Origin of the sequence: Micromonospora sp. NBRC 101691 (genome assembly GCF_030269285.1) — a bacterium.
GTDB lineage: Bacteria > Actinomycetota > Actinomycetes > Mycobacteriales > Micromonosporaceae > Micromonospora > Micromonospora echinospora.
On sequence record NZ_BSTB01000001.1, the window covers coordinates 125759 to 141172 of the forward strand.

16 protein-coding genes are annotated in these 15414 nt (G+C 74.2%); 7 read left to right on the forward strand and 9 right to left on the reverse strand.

Annotated elements, in window-relative coordinates:
• The first annotated feature begins 37 nt into the window (after positions 1 to 37).
• Complete coding sequence (locus QSK20_RS00480; RefSeq protein WP_285786559.1) at positions 38 to 1354, forward strand: serine hydrolase domain-containing protein; 1317 nt, start codon at positions 38 to 40, stop codon at positions 1352 to 1354.
• Positions 1355 to 1495: 141 nt separating this feature from the next.
• Here QSK20_RS00480 and QSK20_RS00485 read toward each other — a convergent pair whose 3' ends face one another.
• A complete protein-coding gene (locus QSK20_RS00485) occupies positions 1496 to 2323 on the reverse strand; it encodes a DUF3097 domain-containing protein (RefSeq protein WP_285786560.1) in 828 nt (275 codons plus the stop codon).
• Positions 2324 to 2477: 154 nt separating this feature from the next.
• On the opposite strand from QSK20_RS00485, the gene QSK20_RS00490 reads away from it, so the two are divergent.
• Complete coding sequence (locus tag QSK20_RS00490) at positions 2478 to 3269, forward strand: Rv1486c family protein (RefSeq protein ID WP_285786561.1); 792 nt, start codon at positions 2478 to 2480, stop codon at positions 3267 to 3269.
• A 91-nt stretch (positions 3270 to 3360) separates the two neighbouring features.
• Here QSK20_RS00490 and QSK20_RS00495 read toward each other — a convergent pair whose 3' ends face one another.
• The 7 genes from QSK20_RS00495 to QSK20_RS00525 form a co-directional block, all read right to left on the reverse strand.
• Positions 3361 to 4140: an HAD-IIA family hydrolase gene (locus QSK20_RS00495; RefSeq protein ID WP_285786562.1), complete on the reverse strand. Its 780-nt coding sequence runs from the start codon at positions 4138 to 4140 to the stop codon at positions 3361 to 3363.
• Between the two features lie 34 nt (positions 4141 to 4174).
• Positions 4175 to 5200 (reverse strand): ferrochelatase, encoded by a 1026-nt coding sequence (locus tag QSK20_RS00500; RefSeq protein WP_285786563.1) that lies wholly within the window; start codon positions 5198 to 5200, stop codon positions 4175 to 4177.
• Between the two features lie 110 nt (positions 5201 to 5310).
• Positions 5311 to 6078, reverse strand: a complete 768-nt coding sequence (gene fabI / locus QSK20_RS00505) for an enoyl-ACP reductase FabI (RefSeq protein ID WP_285786564.1) — start codon at positions 6076 to 6078, stop codon at positions 5311 to 5313.
• Positions 6079 to 6120: 42 nt separating this feature from the next.
• Positions 6121 to 6825 (reverse strand): 3-oxoacyl-ACP reductase FabG, encoded by a 705-nt coding sequence (gene fabG, locus QSK20_RS00510; RefSeq protein ID WP_285786565.1) that lies wholly within the window; start codon positions 6823 to 6825, stop codon positions 6121 to 6123.
• Between the two features lie 638 nt (positions 6826 to 7463).
• Positions 7464 to 8414, reverse strand: a complete 951-nt coding sequence (locus QSK20_RS00515) for a VWA domain-containing protein (protein ID WP_285786566.1) — start codon at positions 8412 to 8414, stop codon at positions 7464 to 7466.
• The gene (locus tag QSK20_RS00520) at positions 8411 to 9406 is read right to left on the reverse strand and encodes a DUF58 domain-containing protein (protein ID WP_285787160.1); all 996 of its coding nucleotides are present in this window, start codon (positions 9404 to 9406) and stop codon (positions 8411 to 8413) included. The genes QSK20_RS00515 and QSK20_RS00520 overlap by 4 nt, the downstream gene beginning before the upstream one ends.
• Entirely contained in the window at positions 9385 to 10506 is a 1122-nt protein-coding gene (locus QSK20_RS00525; RefSeq protein ID WP_285786567.1) for an AAA family ATPase, read from the reverse strand. Before QSK20_RS00525 ends, QSK20_RS00520 begins: the two co-directional genes overlap by 22 nt.
• Before the next feature lie 268 nt (positions 10507 to 10774).
• On the opposite strand from QSK20_RS00525, the gene QSK20_RS00530 reads away from it, so the two are divergent.
• The 3 genes from QSK20_RS00530 (at position 10775) to QSK20_RS00540 (ending at position 12945) form a co-directional block, all read left to right on the forward strand.
• The gene (locus QSK20_RS00530; RefSeq protein ID WP_285786568.1) at positions 10775 to 11011 is read left to right on the forward strand and encodes an HAD family hydrolase; all 237 of its coding nucleotides are present in this window, start codon (positions 10775 to 10777) and stop codon (positions 11009 to 11011) included.
• Between the two features lie 18 nt (positions 11012 to 11029).
• On the forward strand, positions 11030 to 11557 hold the full coding sequence (locus QSK20_RS00535; protein WP_285786569.1) for a PH domain-containing protein: 528 nt from the start codon (positions 11030 to 11032) through the stop codon (positions 11555 to 11557).
• 95 nt (positions 11558 to 11652) lie between these two features.
• Complete coding sequence (locus QSK20_RS00540) at positions 11653 to 12945, forward strand: PH domain-containing protein (protein ID WP_285787161.1); 1293 nt, start codon at positions 11653 to 11655, stop codon at positions 12943 to 12945.
• Here the strand turns inward: QSK20_RS00540 and QSK20_RS00545 are convergent.
• On the reverse strand, positions 12935 to 14017 hold the full coding sequence (locus QSK20_RS00545) for a phosphatase PAP2 family protein (protein ID WP_285786570.1): 1083 nt from the start codon (positions 14015 to 14017) through the stop codon (positions 12935 to 12937). The two genes, QSK20_RS00540 and QSK20_RS00545, sit on opposite strands and share 11 nt — an antisense overlap.
• A gap of 76 nt (positions 14018 to 14093) precedes the next feature.
• Here QSK20_RS00545 and QSK20_RS00550 point away from each other — a divergent pair, with 76 nt between their 5' ends.
• Positions 14094 to 14489: a thioesterase family protein gene (locus QSK20_RS00550; RefSeq protein WP_088983095.1), complete on the forward strand. Its 396-nt coding sequence runs from the start codon at positions 14094 to 14096 to the stop codon at positions 14487 to 14489.
• Positions 14486 to 15316 (forward strand): MBL fold metallo-hydrolase, encoded by an 831-nt coding sequence (locus QSK20_RS00555; RefSeq protein ID WP_285786571.1) that lies wholly within the window; start codon positions 14486 to 14488, stop codon positions 15314 to 15316. The genes QSK20_RS00550 and QSK20_RS00555 overlap by 4 nt, the downstream gene beginning before the upstream one ends.
• The last annotated feature ends 98 nt before the right edge of the window (positions 15317 to 15414 follow it).

Below are 15414 nucleotides of genomic sequence, written 5' to 3' on the forward strand. Positions count from 1 at the left end.
TCGGGGCGACGTCCCGTACCCGCCCCGAAGGAGCGACATGTCCCTGTTACCGGAGACCGTTCGTCGGGTGGACGGCCTCGTGGCCGAGGCGCAGGTCACCGGCCGGGTCCCCGCCCTGGTGACGGGCGTGGTCCGCGACGGCGCCCTGGTCCACCTCGCCGTCGCCGGCGATCACCCCCGCCCGGACGTCGACCTCCAGTTCCGGATCGGCTCGATCAGCAAGACCATGACCGCGGTGCTGGTCATGCAGGAGCGCGACGCGGGACGGCTCGCCCTCGACGACCCCCTGGACCGGCACCTGCCCGGCACCCCGCTCGGCACGCTCACCCTGCGCCAACTCCTCGGCCACGCCAGCGGCCTGCAACGGGAGCCGGACGGGCAGTGGTGGGAGCGCACCGAGGGCGGCGACCTGGCCGCCCTGCTCGCCGGGCTGACCGGCGACAAGACCCCGTACCCGCCGTACCGGGGCTACCACTACTCCAACCTGGCGTACGGGCTGCTCGGCGGCGTGCTCGAACGGCTCACCGGCACCGGCTGGTACGACCTGCTGCGGGAGCGGATCCTCGAACCGCTCGGCATGCGTCGCACCACGTACCAGGCCACCGAGCCGTTCGCCCGGGGCTACGTGGTACACCCCTGGCACGACACGCTCCGCGAGGAGCCCCGCACCGACACCGGCGCGATGGCCCCCGCCGGCCAGCTCTGGGCCACCGCCGCCGACCTGGCCACCTGGGCGGCCTTCCTCGCCGACCCGGCACCGGAGGTGCTCGCCGCCACCAGCCTGACCGAGATGTGCGCGCCCGTCGTGATCAGCGACCTCGACTCCTGGCGCGGTGGCCACGGCCTCGGGCTGGAGCTCTACCGTCAGGGCGACCGGGTGTACGTCGGCCACGGCGGCTCGATGCCCGGCTACGTCGCCGCCCTGCTGGTGCACCGCCCGTCGCGCACCGGCATCGTCGGCTTCGCCAACGTGTACAACTTCCGGGCCGGTGGGATCGGCTCGCTCGGGCTGGAGGTGCTGACCACCGTGCTGGACGCCGAGCCCGCCCGGACGACGCCGTGGCGGCCCGCCGCCGCACCGCCCCCGGCCGAGGTGGCCGGGCTGACCGGCCGCTGGTGGTGGATGGGGCACCCGACCGACGTCACCTGGGACGCCGAGGCGGGGCACCTGGTGACGTACGGCCGGGGCGGTCGGACGCTCCGCTTCGCCCCCGAGGGGCCGGACCGGTGGCGGGGCTGTTCCGGCTCGGAGGACGGCGAGGTACTCACCGTGCTGCGCGACGACAGCGGCCGGACGGTGGCCCTGGACGTGGCGACCTTCGTCCTCACCCGCACCCCCGACGAGGAGCCCTGACGATCGCCCGGACTCCGGGCCCGGGGCTGCGGCTGCGGCTGGGGTGGGGCTGGGGTGGTAGCAGGGGACCCCTGCACGACAAAAAGCGGTAACAAGGGACCCCTGCTACCACCTCAGCCGGCGCCCCGAGCGCCGCCCCGGTCAGCGGTCGGGGTCGGCGGGCGGGTCGGTGACGAAGTCGATGAGGCGTTCCATCGCGTTGATCAACGGGGTCTCCACGTCGGCGAAGCTGTCGACCCGGGAGAGGATGTGCCGCCACATGTCGGCCGGTTCGGCCACCCCGAGCGCGGCGCAGACCCCCTCCTTCCACGGGCGGCCCGGCGGCACCACCGGCCAGGCCCGGATGCCGAGCGCGGCGGGCTTCACGGCCTGCCACACGTCGACGTAGGGGTGCCCGGTCACCAGCACGTACGGCGAGTCGACCCGGGCCACGATGCGGCTCTCCTTCGAGCCGGGCACCAGGTGGTCGACGAGCACACCGAGCCGCCGGGTCGGGCCGGGGGCGAAGGCGCGCACCTCGGCGTCGAGGGCGTCGATGCCGTCCAGCGGCTCCACGACGACGCCCTCGATCCGCAGGTCGTCGCCCCAGATCCGTTCCACCAGGGCGGCGTCGTGCACGCCCTCCACCCAGATCCGGCTGGCCTTCGCCACCTGGGCGCGTACCCCGTCGACGGCGATCGAGCCGGAGGCGGTGCGGCGACGGGCGGCCGGCACCGGCGCGCGGGTCGGCCGGCGCAGCGTGACCGGTTTCCCGTCGAGCAGGAACGCCGCCGGCAGCAGCGGGAAGTTGCGTCGCCGGCCGTGTCGGTCCTCCAGCACCACCGCACCGGCCTCGAAGCCGACCACCGCGCCGCAGAAGCCCGAGTCGGCGTCCTCGACCACCAGGTCGGGTTCGGCGTCCACCTCGGGCACCGTCCTGCGCCGCCGCCAGTCCCCCGCCAGCACGTCCTCGCCGTATCGCCTCCCCATGGTCGTGACGGTAACCGCCCGGCCGGGTCGGACGACGCAGGCACGCCGCCCGTCGCCCGGGTCACCACGGGTTGAAACGGGGCAAGACGGGGCAGGCCGTACGGCCCCCGCGACGGTCGAGACAGAGCCGCCGACACGACGTACCCTTCTCTGCATGTCTCCCGCAACGGGCGCGGTCACTCTCGCTCCGCGCCGGTCGAGCCGGTTCGTGGCCTGGGTGCGCGCGTGGCGCGCCGGACTGGTCCCGTTCGACGAGGTGCCGGACGCGGTGGCCGGCGACGAGGAACACCTCGTCGCCGACACCCCGGGCACCTGGACGGACGTGCCGCTGCGCGACGCCCTGCCCACCCTGGCCCGGCTCTCCCCGGACGAGATCCGACTCGTGCTGCCCGCGCCGGGCGACCCGCGCGGGCTGCCCGGTCCGGGCGACTTCACCGGTGCGGCGCTGCTCGCCGGTGAGGCGGTCGTCGCCGGTGGGCTGGGCCTGATCCCGGAGGTCCGCACGCACACCTCCGGCTCGGGGATGACCTGGGAGACGGTGCTGTGGCGGTTCTACCCGCTGCCGGCCGACGCCCCCGCCGCCTCGCTGGCGATGCCGTGTGCCGCCGAGGCGGAGGCGGAACTCGCCGTCGCGCTGGCCGAGACCACGGCCGCGCTGACCCGGCTGGACGTCGCCCAGTGGCGGCCCGAACTGGCCGGGGCGCTGGCCGCGCTGCGTCGTCCGGACGGCGCGACCGACCTGCCCCCCGGGTTCGACCCACGGTCGCGGCGGCTGTTCGCCCGCGCCGCCGTGCTCGACCGGGTGCTCGCGCTGGCCGAGCACGCCGCACCGGGCGGGGCGGTCAACGGGTACGAAGCCCAGCAGCGCGACGCCGCCCTGCGCCCGCTGACCACCGCGTGCCGGCGCGCCCTGGTCGCCGCGTGCAACGCCCCGCTGCGGCCCTGACCGGACACCCTGACGGCTCGCGGCCCTGACCGGACACCCTGAACCTGACGACCTGCGGCCCGGTGCGCGGGGCGCACGGCCGGGGCGCGGCTCAGATCTCGTCGATCAGGTCGACGACCGAGTTGACGATCCGCGACGGCCGGTACGGGTACCGCTCCGCCTCGGCCCGGGTGCTGATGCCGGTGAGCACGAGGATGGTCTCCAGCCCCGCCTCGAGGCCGCAGAGGATGTCGGTGTCCATCCGGTCGCCGATCATCGCGGTGCTCTCCGAGTGCGCCTCGATGGTGTTCAGCGCCGAGCGCATCATCATCGGGTTCGGCTTGCCGACGAAGTACGGCTCCACCCCGGTCGCCTTGGAGATCATCGCCGCGACCGAACCGGCCGCCGGCAACGCCCCCTCCACGGACGGACCGGTCACGTCCGGGTTGGTGCAGATGAACCTCGCCCCGCCGTTGATCAGCCGGACCGCCTTGGTGATCGCCTCGAAGCTGTAGGTGCGGGTCTCCCCCAGCACCACGTAGTCCGGCTCGAAGTCGGTGAGGACGTACCCGACCGCGTGCAGCGCGGTGGTCAGCCCCGCCTCGCCGATCACGTACGCGGTGCCGCTGGGGCGCTGGTCGGCCAGGAACTGCGCGGTGGCCAGCGCGGCCGTCCAGATCGCGTGCTCCGGCACCTCGAAGCCCATCCGGTTGAGCCGGGCGACCAGGTCGCGGGGCGTGTAGATGGAGTTGTTGGTCAGCACCAGGAACGGCTTGCCGGAGGCGCGCAACCGGTTGACGAACTCCGGGGCGCCCGGCACCGGCTGGCCCTCGTGCACCAGCACGCCGTCCATGTCGGTGAGCCAACTGGCCACCGGCTTCCGCTCGATCATCGTGTTCCTCAGGGGTGGGTCGGGTCGGACGGGCTCAGGGACGGCGGGCGGGGACGCAGCACGCCGTGGGGCAGGTGTCCCAGCAGGGCACCTCCCCGAGCCGTCGCTGCGCGGTGGCGTCCGGGTCGAGCCGCTCGGTGACCAGCTCCCGGACCATCGCCACGAACCGGGGGTCGGTGCCGGGGGTGCCGGCCCGGACGAAGTCCAGGCCGTGCTGCCGGGCCGTGGCCAGGGCCTCGGTGTCCAGGTCCCAGACCACCTCCAGGTGGTCGGAGACGAAACCGATCGGGCTGACCACCACGCTGGTGACGCCCTCCCCGGCGAGCTTGCCGAGGTGGTCGTTGACGTCCGGCTCCAGCCACGGCACGTGCGGCGGGCCGGAGCGGCTCTGCCACACCAGGTCGTACAGCAGGTCGGGGGCGGCCGCCGCGGCGACCAGCCGGGCCGTCTCGTGCAGCTGGGCCTCGTACCGGCCCCCGTGCGGGCCGGCGGTGGCCGCCATCGAGGTGGGCACCGAGTGCGCGGTGAAGACCACCCGGGTGGTGGCCCGCTTCGCCGGGTCGAGCCGGTGCAGCGCCGCCCGGACCGCGTCGACGTGCGGCTCGACGAAACCGGGGTGGTCCCAGAACTGGCGGAGCTTGTCGACCACGGGCGCGTCCGGGCCGACCGCGGCCCGGGCCGCGGCGATGTCCTCCTGATACTGCCGGCAGGAGGAGTAGCCGCCGTACGCGCTGGTCACGAACGCCAGCGCGCGGCGCACCCCGTCGTCGCGCATCTGGGCGACGGTGTCGGCGAGCATCGGGTGCCAGTTGCGGTTGCCCCAGTACACCGGCAGGTCGAGCCCGTTGGCGGCGAAGTCGGCCCGGATGGCGGCGAGCAGGTCACGGCACTGCTGGTTGATCGGGGAGACCCCGCCGAAGTGCTGGTAGTGCTCGGCGACCTCGGCGAGCCGCTCCGGCGGGATCCCCCGGCCCCGGGTCACGTTCTGGAGGAACGGCACCACGTCCTCGGGCCGCTCCGGGCCACCGAAGGAGACCAGCACCACCGCGTCGTACGCCATGCCCCCATTGTCCCCCGGGCCCCGGGGCGGCCCCGCGACGGCCCTCGCCTCCACGCGGCGGACGGCCCCCGACTGTGGCGCAGCCGACAGTGGGGGGCCGTGTGGCGTGGTCAGGCGCCGAGGGCGTGGTACCCGCCGTCGACGTGGACGATCTCGCCGGTGGTGGCCGGGAACCAGTCGGAGAGCAGCGCCAGGCAGGCCCGCGCGGCCGGTTCCTGGTCGGTCAGGTTCCAGCCCAGCGGGGCCCGCTCGGTCCACGCGGTCTCGAACTGCTCGAACCCGGGGATGGACTTCGCCGCGATGGTGCGCAGCGGGCCGGCGGCGACCAGGTTGCTCCGGATGCCCTTCGGGCCCAGGTGCGCCGCCAGGTAGCGGGAGGCGGACTCCAGCCCGGCCTTGGCCACGCCCATCCAGTCGTAGACCGGCCACGCCTTGGTCGCGTCGAAGGTCAGGCCGACCACCGCGCCGCCCGGGGACATCAGCGGCAGCGCCGCCATGGCCAGGGACTTGTACGAGTACGTGGAGACGTGCAGCGCGGTCGCCACGTCCTCCCAGGGGGCGTCGAGGAAGCCGCCGCCGAGGCAGCTCTGCGGGGCGAAGCCGATCGAGTGCACCACCCCGTCCAGGCCGTCGACGTGCTCGCGGACCCTGTCCGGGAGGCCGGCGAGCTGCTCGGCGTCGGTGACGTCGAGTTCGATCACCGGAGCGGGCTGGGGCAGCCGCTTGGCGATCCGCTCGACCAGCGAGAGCCGCCCGTACCCGGTGAGCACGACCTGGGCGCCGTTCTCCTGGGCCAGCTTCGCCACCGAGAAGGCGATCGAGGCGTCGGTGATGACACCGGTGACCAGCAGCCGCTTACCGGCCAGCAGTCCGGACATGTTGGGATCTCCTCGTCGTTGTGTCGGTGCGGGTGGCCGGCGTCAGTGGCCCATGCCGAGGCCGCCGTCGACCGGGATGACCGCACCGGAGACGTAGGCCGCGCTGTCGCCGGCCAGCCAGGTGATCACCCCGGCCACCTCGTCGGCGGCGGCGAACCGCCCGGCCGGGATGGCGCCCAGGTACTGGTCGCGCCGCTCCTGCGGCAGTGCCCCGGTCATGTCGGTCTCGACGAAACCGGGGGCGACGACGTTGGCGGTGATGTTGCGGGAACCCAGCTCACGGGTGATCGACCGGGCCACGCCCACCAGACCGGCCTTGCTGGCCGCGTAGTTGACCTGGCCCATGCCGCCGTACAGGCCGACCACCGAGGAGACGAAGATCATGCGTCCCCAGCGGGCGCGGAGCATCTTGCGGGAGGCGCGCTGGGCGCACCGGAAGGCCCCGGTCAGGTTGGTGTCCAGCACCCGGGTGAACTGCTCCTCGGACATCCGCATGAGCAGCGTGTCGTCGGTGATGCCGGCGTTGGCCACCAGCACCTCGACGCCGCCCAGTTCCGCCTCCACGGCGGTGAAGGCCTCGTCGACCGAGGCCGAGTCGGTGACGTCGCAGCGGACCCCGAACAGCCCGTCGGGGGCGTCGCCGGAGCGGTGGGTGACCGCGACCCGGTCGCCCTGCTTGGCGAAGGCCTGCGCGATGGCCAGGCCGATCCCCCGGTTGCCCCCGGTCACCAGCACGGTACGGGCCACGAGTCCCCCTTGCGCGAAAACGACTGCACAGACGGGTTGGAGACTAGGGGTTACCCGCAGGTAAGCGTGAACCCGGGAGGGGTCGCGCGCGTGGCGCGGCCCGGCGGGAACCACACCGGACACGGGTGTACGATGATCCGCGTTCCGGGCCCCGTCGACCGCTGGAGGTGATCGCTGTGCGAGATAGCGATCCTCCCAGTCGTGGCCGGGCCGTCCGTCAGTTCCGCTGAGCCACGACTCAGCCTGAGCTGACCCGTTCCCGCTCCCCGCGTTCCGCACCGCCGCTCCGGCCATCCCGCCGTGGGCGCCGGTCACCCGCCCGATTCCCGGGCGGTCGCGGGTGGAGCCCCCCGGTCACGACTGGTGTGCGCGTCCTGTCCCCCTCCCCCGGTACCGGCGTCCCGCCGGACCGTCGAGTCGCCACCGGAGTGCGTCCATGAGCCGCTACGTCGCCCCGCTGGGCTTCACCCTCGCCGCCGTCTGGGTGGCGGTCCTCTTCGTCCTCGCCAGCGGCAGCCACTGACCCCACCAGCGGGGAACGCCGCTCCCGACGCGGTCGCCGCCCGCCGGCGGGACCGCCGTCGACACCTGGTCAGCGCGTCGACGACAGCCCCGCACCGGCGTACGCGGAGCCGGGGTCAGAGGATGCGGGAGGTCCAGAGCAGACTCGCGCCGGCCGCCGCCAGCGCGAAGAGCAGCGCCACCCCCGCGTACCACTGGGTGATCTCCCGGGGTTCGGTCCGGAACCCGATCGAGCTGCCCATGTCCTGGTACACCTGCTTCAACTCGGTCACCGAGGCCGCCTCGTAGAAGTGCCCCTCGGTGGTCTCCGCCAGGTCCGCCAGGGCCAGGCGGTCCACCGGCACCCGCTGGGCCTGGCCGCCGATCTCCACCTGCCCGGAGTCGGTGCCGAAGGCGATCGTGGAGACCGGCACGTTCGCCGCCTGCGCCGCCGCCGCGGCCTCCTCCACCGACCGGCCCGCCGTGCGGAACCCGTCGGAGAGCAACACGATCCGGGCCGGCGGGATACCCGCCGCGCCGTCGGCCGGCACCGAGCGGATCGCCTCCAGACAGGTGAAGACCGCCTCTCCGGTCGCGGTCGCCTCGGCCAGCACCAGACCGTCGATCGCCGCGTTCACCGCCGAGCGGTCCTTCGTCGGCGGCACCAGCACGTTCGCCGACTTGGCGAACGAGACCAACCCCAGGTTGTACGTCTCCGGCAGCTCGCCGACGAACTGCTTGGCCGCCTCCTGGGCCGCCTGCAACCGGTTCGGGGCGACGTCGTCGGCCTGCATGGAGAGCGACACGTCGACGGCGAGCATGATGGTCGCCCGTTCCAACGGCTCCCGGGTGTCGATCGCCGGCCGGGCGGTGGCGGTGGCCAGCGTCAGCAGACAGAGCAGCAGCGCGACCGCCGCGACGTGCCGCCGCCAGCCCAGCCCTTTCGGGGCGAGGGTGCGCAGCAGGTCCACGTTGGTGAACCGCATCGCGTACGCCCGACGGTGGCGTAGCCGCCAGACGTAGAGCGCGGCGACGGCGAGCACGGGCAGCAGGGTCAGCAGCCACCACGGTTGCAACATACGGATCATCGAGTCGTCCCCCGGGTGCGGGCGTGCCGCTGCGCGGCCACGAAACGCACCATGTCCAGCAGCCAGTCGGTGTCGGTACGCAGACGCAGGTGGGCGGCGCCGGCCGCCCGCAGCTCGCGGGCGATCGCCGCGCGCTGGGCGGCGGCCGCCTCGGCGTACCGGCGGCGCAGCCGTGGATCGGCGGTCTGCACCTCGTGCAGTTCCCCGGTCTCCGGGTCCACCACCGGCAGCACCCCCACGTCCGGCAGGTCCAGTTCGCGCGGGTCGACCACCTCGATCGCCAGCACGTCGTGCCGGACCCGCAGCTTACGGACCGGTCGTCCCCACTGCTCCGGCGGCGCGAGGAAGTCGGAGATCACCACCGCCACGCCCCGCCGCCGGGGCGGCCGGTTGAGCAGGTCGACCAGGGTGCCGAGGTCGGCGCGGCCCGGCCCGATCTCGGTGCCGGCGACGGCGCGGACCAGCCCCTGCGCCTCCTTGCGCCCGCTACGGGCCGGCAACCGCCGGACCACCGGCGCGGCGGGCGGCGTCGTGCCCCACCGCCGGGGCGCGGATGGCGCACCGCCGGTGCCGACCACCGCGCCGATGCGGTTGCCGCCCCGGACGGTCAGGTGTGCCAGGGCCGCCACCGCCGCGACCACCACCTCGCGCTTGAGCCACTGCCCGGTGCCGAAGTCCAGGCTCGCCGAGAGGTCCACCGCGAGCCACGTCTCCAACTCCCGGTCGGCGACCGTACGCCGGACGTGCGGCGTCGTCGTCCGCGCGGTGACCGGCCAGTCCATCCGGCGTACGTCGTCGCCGGGGCGGTACTCCCGGGACTCCCCCGCCTCGCTGCCCGGCCCGGGCAGGAGACCGGCGTAGTCGCCCTGGAGCAGGCCGTCGAGTTTCCGGGTGACCAGGAGTTGCAGGCGGGACAGGACCGCCTCGCTCCGTCCGGGGGTGACGCCGGAGGGCCGGCGGACGGGTGGGGTCACGGCCGCTGCCCGGGCCAGTTGGCGCCCGGGGCCGGGCCGGCGTTCGGCTGCCCGGCCGGCGGCGGCCCGGCCGGCGGCGTCGCCTGCTGCCGGGGTGCCACCGACGGCAGCGGGATGGTCGACATCACCCGGTGCACGACGTGGTCGGCCGGGACGTCGTCGGCGAGCGCGTCGTAGCTGAGCACCAACCGGTGCCGCAGGATGTCCGGCGCGATGTCCTGGACGTCCTGCGGCAACGCGTAGTCCCGCCCGCGCAGCAGGGCCAGCGCGCGGGTGGCCCGGACCAGGCCGAGCGACGCCCGGGGACTCGCGCCGTACTGGATGAGCTGGGCGACGTCGGGCATCCCGTGCTCCGCCGGGGTACGGGTGGCCAGCACCAGCCGGACGGCGTAGTCGACCAGGGCGTTGTGCACGAAGACCTGGTCGGCCTTGCGTTGCAGGGCGAGCAGGTCGGTGGTGGTGAACACCGGCGCCGGCACGGGCGCGGCCACCCCCATCCGGTAGACGATCTCCCGCTCCTCGGCGTCCGTCGGGTACCCGACGACGATCTTCATCAGGAAGCGGTCCCGCTGCGCCTCGGGCAGCGGGTAGACCCCCTCCTGTTCGATCGGGTTCTGGGTCGCCATCACCAGGAACGGGTCCGGTACCCGGTGGGTCTCGCCACCGATCGACACCTGACGCTCGCTCATCACCTCCAGCAGGGCCGACTGCACCTTCGCCGGAGCCCGGTTGATCTCGTCGGCGAGCAGGAAGTTGACGAACACCGGTCCCAGCTCCACGTCGAACTTCTCGCTGGACTGCCGGTAGATGCGGGTGCCCATGATGTCGGCGGGCACCAGGTCGGGGGTGAACTGGACCCGGGCGAACGAGCCGCCGACGACCTTGGCGAGGGTCTCCACGGCCAGGGTCTTGGCCACCCCCGGCACCCCTTCGAGCAGGCAGTGGCCCCGGGCGAGCAGGGCGACGAACATCCGCTCGACCATCCGGTCCTGCCCGACGATGACCCGCTTGATCTCGAACAACGCCCGCTCCACCAGCGTGGCGTCCTCGGCGGGTGTGCTCGGTGGTGCCGGGGCGGCGTCGGTCGCGGTCGGGTCGGGCGTGGTCGGCTGGGCCACCGGTCCTCCACAGCGTGTTCGTGATCTCGGGCGACGAGGTGCGTGTCAAGCCTCGCATGTCCGGCTGAGAGCCAACCGGGCGGAAAGCCGATTGTCACCGCGCCGCGTCCGTACGCCGAATCGCCGGTCGGGGGTGTCCGAAAGTCGCCGCCGCGTGTACGATTCAGCCGTCGCCGGGCGGCTCCCCCCGTGGCCGCCCGGCGCTCATCCTTCCGGTGCCGCCGGGGGCGCGGCGGAGGTGACCCTGCTGCCACCTAGACTGGCCCCGATGACCGAGTCCTCCCCCGCTCCGGACGGTCCGCCCGTCTGCTCGGCCCGTGGCTGCCGCACCCCGGCGCTCTGGGCCCTGCGGTGGAACAATCCCCGGTTGCACGATCCCGAGCGACGCAAGACCTGGCTCGCGTGCGCCGAGCACCGGGGCACACTCGGTGACTTTCTCACCACACGGAGCTTTCTCCGGGAGGTCGAACCGTTGCCCGGATCGTTACGCTCGACGGGTGAGTGATCGCAGCGGGGCACGCCGATGAACACGCAGCGCGGCGACGGGCCCGTCCCCACCCCGGTCGACCCGCTCGAACCCTGGCCGGAGACGGTCGCCTGGCAGCGGGTCTCCACCGATCTGATCTGGGTGGAACTCGTCCGGCTGGGCATCGGCGTCCTCGTCGTGGTGGTCGGTGTCGCGGTGGCCTGGGCGCTGAGCGGACACTGGCTGTTCGGCGTCGCGCTCGGGCTCGTCGCGCTGTTCAGCCTCCTGCGGGCGGTGGCGATCGTCCGGGCGGTGCACGCCTGGGGGTACGCCGAACGCGACGACGACCTGCTGGTCCGGCACGGGTTGCTGGTCCGCCGGCTGTCGATCGTGCCGTACGCCCGGATGCAGTTCGTCGACGTCACCGCCGGTCCGCTGGAACGGGCCTTCGGACTGGCCACCGTGCAGTTGCACACCGCCGCCGCCGCGAGTGACGCCCGGGTGCCCGGACTGCGTCCGGCCGAGGCGTCCCGCCTGCGCGACCGGCTCACCGCGCTCGGCGAAGACCGCGCGGAGGGCCTGTGACCGGCGGCCCGGCGGAGGAGACCGGGCCGGACGTCCCGCCCCCCTGGCCCGTCCCGGTCGCCCCGGCGCCGGAACACGTCGAGCCACGGCAGCGCCTGCACCCGCTGAGCCCCGCCCTGCACGGGGCGAAGTCCCTGGTGGTGGTGATCGCCGGGCTCTCCTGGTCGACGCTGTCCCGGGTCGGCTTCGGCACCTTCGCGGCGATGGTCGCGGTGCTCGCCCTCGGCGCGACGGTCCTCTCGGTGGTCAGCTGGTACAACACCGGCTACCACGTGGTCGGTCGGGAACTGCGCGTCTACGAGGGTCTGGTGTGGCGACGCACCCGGGCCATCCCGTTGGAGCGGTTGCAGGCCGTGGAGGTGGTCCGCCCCCTGCTCGCCCAGCTCACCGGCCTGGCCGAACTACGCCTGGAGGTGGTCGGCGGCGGCAAGACCGAGGCGCCGCTGGCGTTCCTGAGCGTGGCCGACGCGACCGCCCTGCGGACCCGCCTGCTCGACCTGGCCGGCCGCGTCCCGCACGCTGCCGCCCCGCACGGCGTCGCCCCGGAGGCCGCCACGGAGGGGCCACCGGCGCCGGTCGGCCGACCGCTGCACACCGTCACCAACCGCGACCTGCTGGTCAGCCAACTACTCACCCCGCAGGCGTTCATGCTGCCGGTGGGCGTGGCGTTCGTCGTGGTGCAGTTCCTCTCCGAGGGTTCCTGGTCGTTCATCGCGGTGGCCAGCACGGTCACCGCGATGGCCGGGGTGCTGCTGCAACCGGTCCGGCGGGTCCTCGACGACTGGAACTTCCGGCTCGACCGGGACGGCGACCGGCTGCGCATCCGCAACGGCCTGCTGGAGACCCGCGCCCAGACCGTGCCGCTCAACCGGGTGCAGGCGGTCGGGGTGACCTGGCCGCTGCTCTGGCGGACCAGGGGCTGGCTGCGGCTGCGCCTGGAGGTCGCCGGCTACTCGGCGGCCGAGCCGGACGACCGCAACCGCCCGGACCGGCTCCTGCCCGTGGGCGACCTGGCGACCGGCGAGATGATCACCGCCGAGGTGCTGCCCGGCGTGGTCGTCTCGGCGCTACCGCTGACCGCGCCGCCGCCGCAGGCCCGCTGGTTGCGGCCACTGAGCCGGCGTGTCCTCGGCGCCGGTCTGGCCGAGCGGGTTTTCGTGGTCCGCTCGGGCCTGGTCACCCGGCAGCTCACCATCGTGCCGTACGCCCGGATCCAGAGCGTCCGGGTGGTGCAGGGGCCGTTGCAACGGCGGCTGGGCCTGGCCACCGTGCACGCCGACACCGCGGGCGGTGCCGGCGCGGCGGCGCTGCACCGGGACCTGGCCGAGGCGTGGGCCCTCGCCGCCGAGCTGACGGCGCGGGCCCACGCCGCCCGGCTCAGCGGCTGACCGGCGCCGTCGGCTCCTCGGCCGGGGACGGCCCGTCCCCGACGGTGCCCTCGGCCGTCCCGTCGTCCGCCCGGGGCCCCGGCCCGGCGGGGGCGGCCCCGACCGGTTCCGTCGGGGCGCGACGGGCGCGCCGCGCCGCCCACCACCGCTCGGCCAGACCGACCACCAGGAAGGTCAGTCCCACGTACGCCCAGCCGACCAGCACGTCGATGATGTAGTGCTCGCCGGAGTAGACCAGGGTGAAGGTCATCGCCAGCGGGTACGCCAGCAGCAGCGGCCACCAGCGGCGACGGGTCGAGGTGAGGAAGAACAGCACCACGAAGAGTGCCCAGGCGGTGTGCAGGGACGGCATCGCGGCCACCGGGTTCGAGGCGATCTGCCCGGCGTTGAGCATGTTGCCCGCGCCGTGCATGCCGAACTCCTTCCACCCCCGGGTGGAGATCCGGGCCACCTCGCCGAGGAGCCCGTTCTGCGCCGCCCACCAGGGCGGGGCGGCCGGGTAGAGGAAGTAGGTGGCCAGACCGGCGGCGCAGAGGAAACCCCACCGCCGCATGTACGCCCCCCAGCGGGCGCGGTCGCGCATCCAGAGCACCACCGCCGCCGCCAGGGTCGCCACGAAGTGCGAGAAGTAGACCCAGGCCGCCAGCACGTCCCACCACTGCACCTGCGGCTTGTAGAGCCGCTCCTGCAACCAGATGGTGGGGACCTCACCGCCGGTCGCCCAGCCGACCAGGAACCGGTCGGCGACGATCAGGTCGTAGGAGTACGGGATCGCGCCGTTGTCGGCGAAGCCCCGGGAGAGGTTGTAGGCGGCGAGGAGCAGCACCACCGGCAGCCAGTCCCGGGCGAAGCCCAGGTGGCTGCGCCACGGGCGGCCCCAGTTCCAGGCGATGACGGCGGACCAGATCCAGACGAAGGCGTACGCCGGGTCTGTGGGTAGTCCGATCGTCAGCCAACCGGCGACGAACAGGGCGCTCCAGATCGACATGGCGACCACGCGGCGACGTCCACCCTCGGACGACACCGGCGGACCGGACGGGGCAGGGGGCTGGGGGTCAGTGACAACGGCCATCACCATTCAGGTTAACGGCGACCAGCGCATCGACGAACGCCGACCGGCGGTACGGCGGTCGGCGTAGGCTGTCGCCATGCCGGAGCAGACTGTCACGCCCGGGCTCAAGGCCCGGGTCGAACTCACCGTGACCGACGCCGACACCGCCCAGGCGGTCGGCTCCGGTGACGTGCCGGTGCTGGGCACGCCCCGGGTCCTCGCGCTGGCCGAGGCGGCCACCGTCGCGGCCACCGCCCGGCACCTGCCGCCGGGGACGACCACCGTCGGCGTCCGGGTGGAGCTGGAGCACCGGGCCCCCACCCCGGTCGGTCGTACCGTGGCCGCCGAGGCGCGGCTGGACGAGGTGGACGGCCGACGCCTGGTCTTCACCGTCACCGTCGACGACGGTGGCGAGACGGTGGCCCAGGGGCGGGTGGAACGGGTGCTGCTGGACCGGCAGCGCTTCGTGGAACGCGCCTCCGGGGCGTCATGACCGGCCGGTTCGTCGAGATCCGCGACGGCGTGCACGTGCTGCGCGAGCCGCTGCTCGACGTCAACGTCACGCTGGTGGTCGGTGACGGCGCGGCGCTGCTGGTGGACACCCTCTCCACGGCGGAACAGGCCACCGCGCTGGCCGCCGCCGTCCGCGCGGTCACCGGGCACCCGTTGACGCTGGTGAACACCCACCACCACTTCGACCACTGCTTCGGCAACGCCACGCTCGCCACCGACCCGCCCCGCCCGGTGTACGCGCACGAGGCGACCGCCGGGTGGCTCCGGGACCGTCCCGACGAGCTGCGTCACCTGGCGTACGAGGAGATGCGCGCGGAGCAGCCGACCCTCGCCGCCGAGCTGGCCCGGACGGCGCTGCTGGCGCCGACGCACCCGGTGCACACCGAGACGGTGCTGGACGTGGGCGGTCGCCGCGTGGTGCTGCACCATCCCGGGCGCGGCCACACCGCCGGTGACCTGGTGGTGCACGTGCCGGACGCGGACGTCGTGGTCGCCGGGGACCTGGTGGAGCAGAGCGGGCCGCCGGCCTTCGAGGAGTCGTACCCGTTGCAGTGGCCGGAGGCGGTGGCCGCGCTGCTGCGCCTCACCACGCCGGACACGACGGTCGTCCCCGGCCACGGCGACCCGGTGGACGTCGCCTTCGTCCGGGCCCAGCACGGGCAGCTCGCGGACCTGGCCTGGCTGATCCGGGCCGGGCACACCGGCGGCGCGCCCCCGGAGCGGGTCGCCGCCGAGGCGCCGTTCGGTGCCCGTGCCGCGCTGGTGGCCGCCCGCCGCGGGTACGCCGAACTCGACGGCACCGCCTGACCGCGAAGCCTGCACCGTCCGGTGCCGCCCTGCGCGTTCACCGGACCGCCCGCGCAAACAGTGGGAAGGTCCCGGTCACCGAGCGGTCGGGTCGCCCT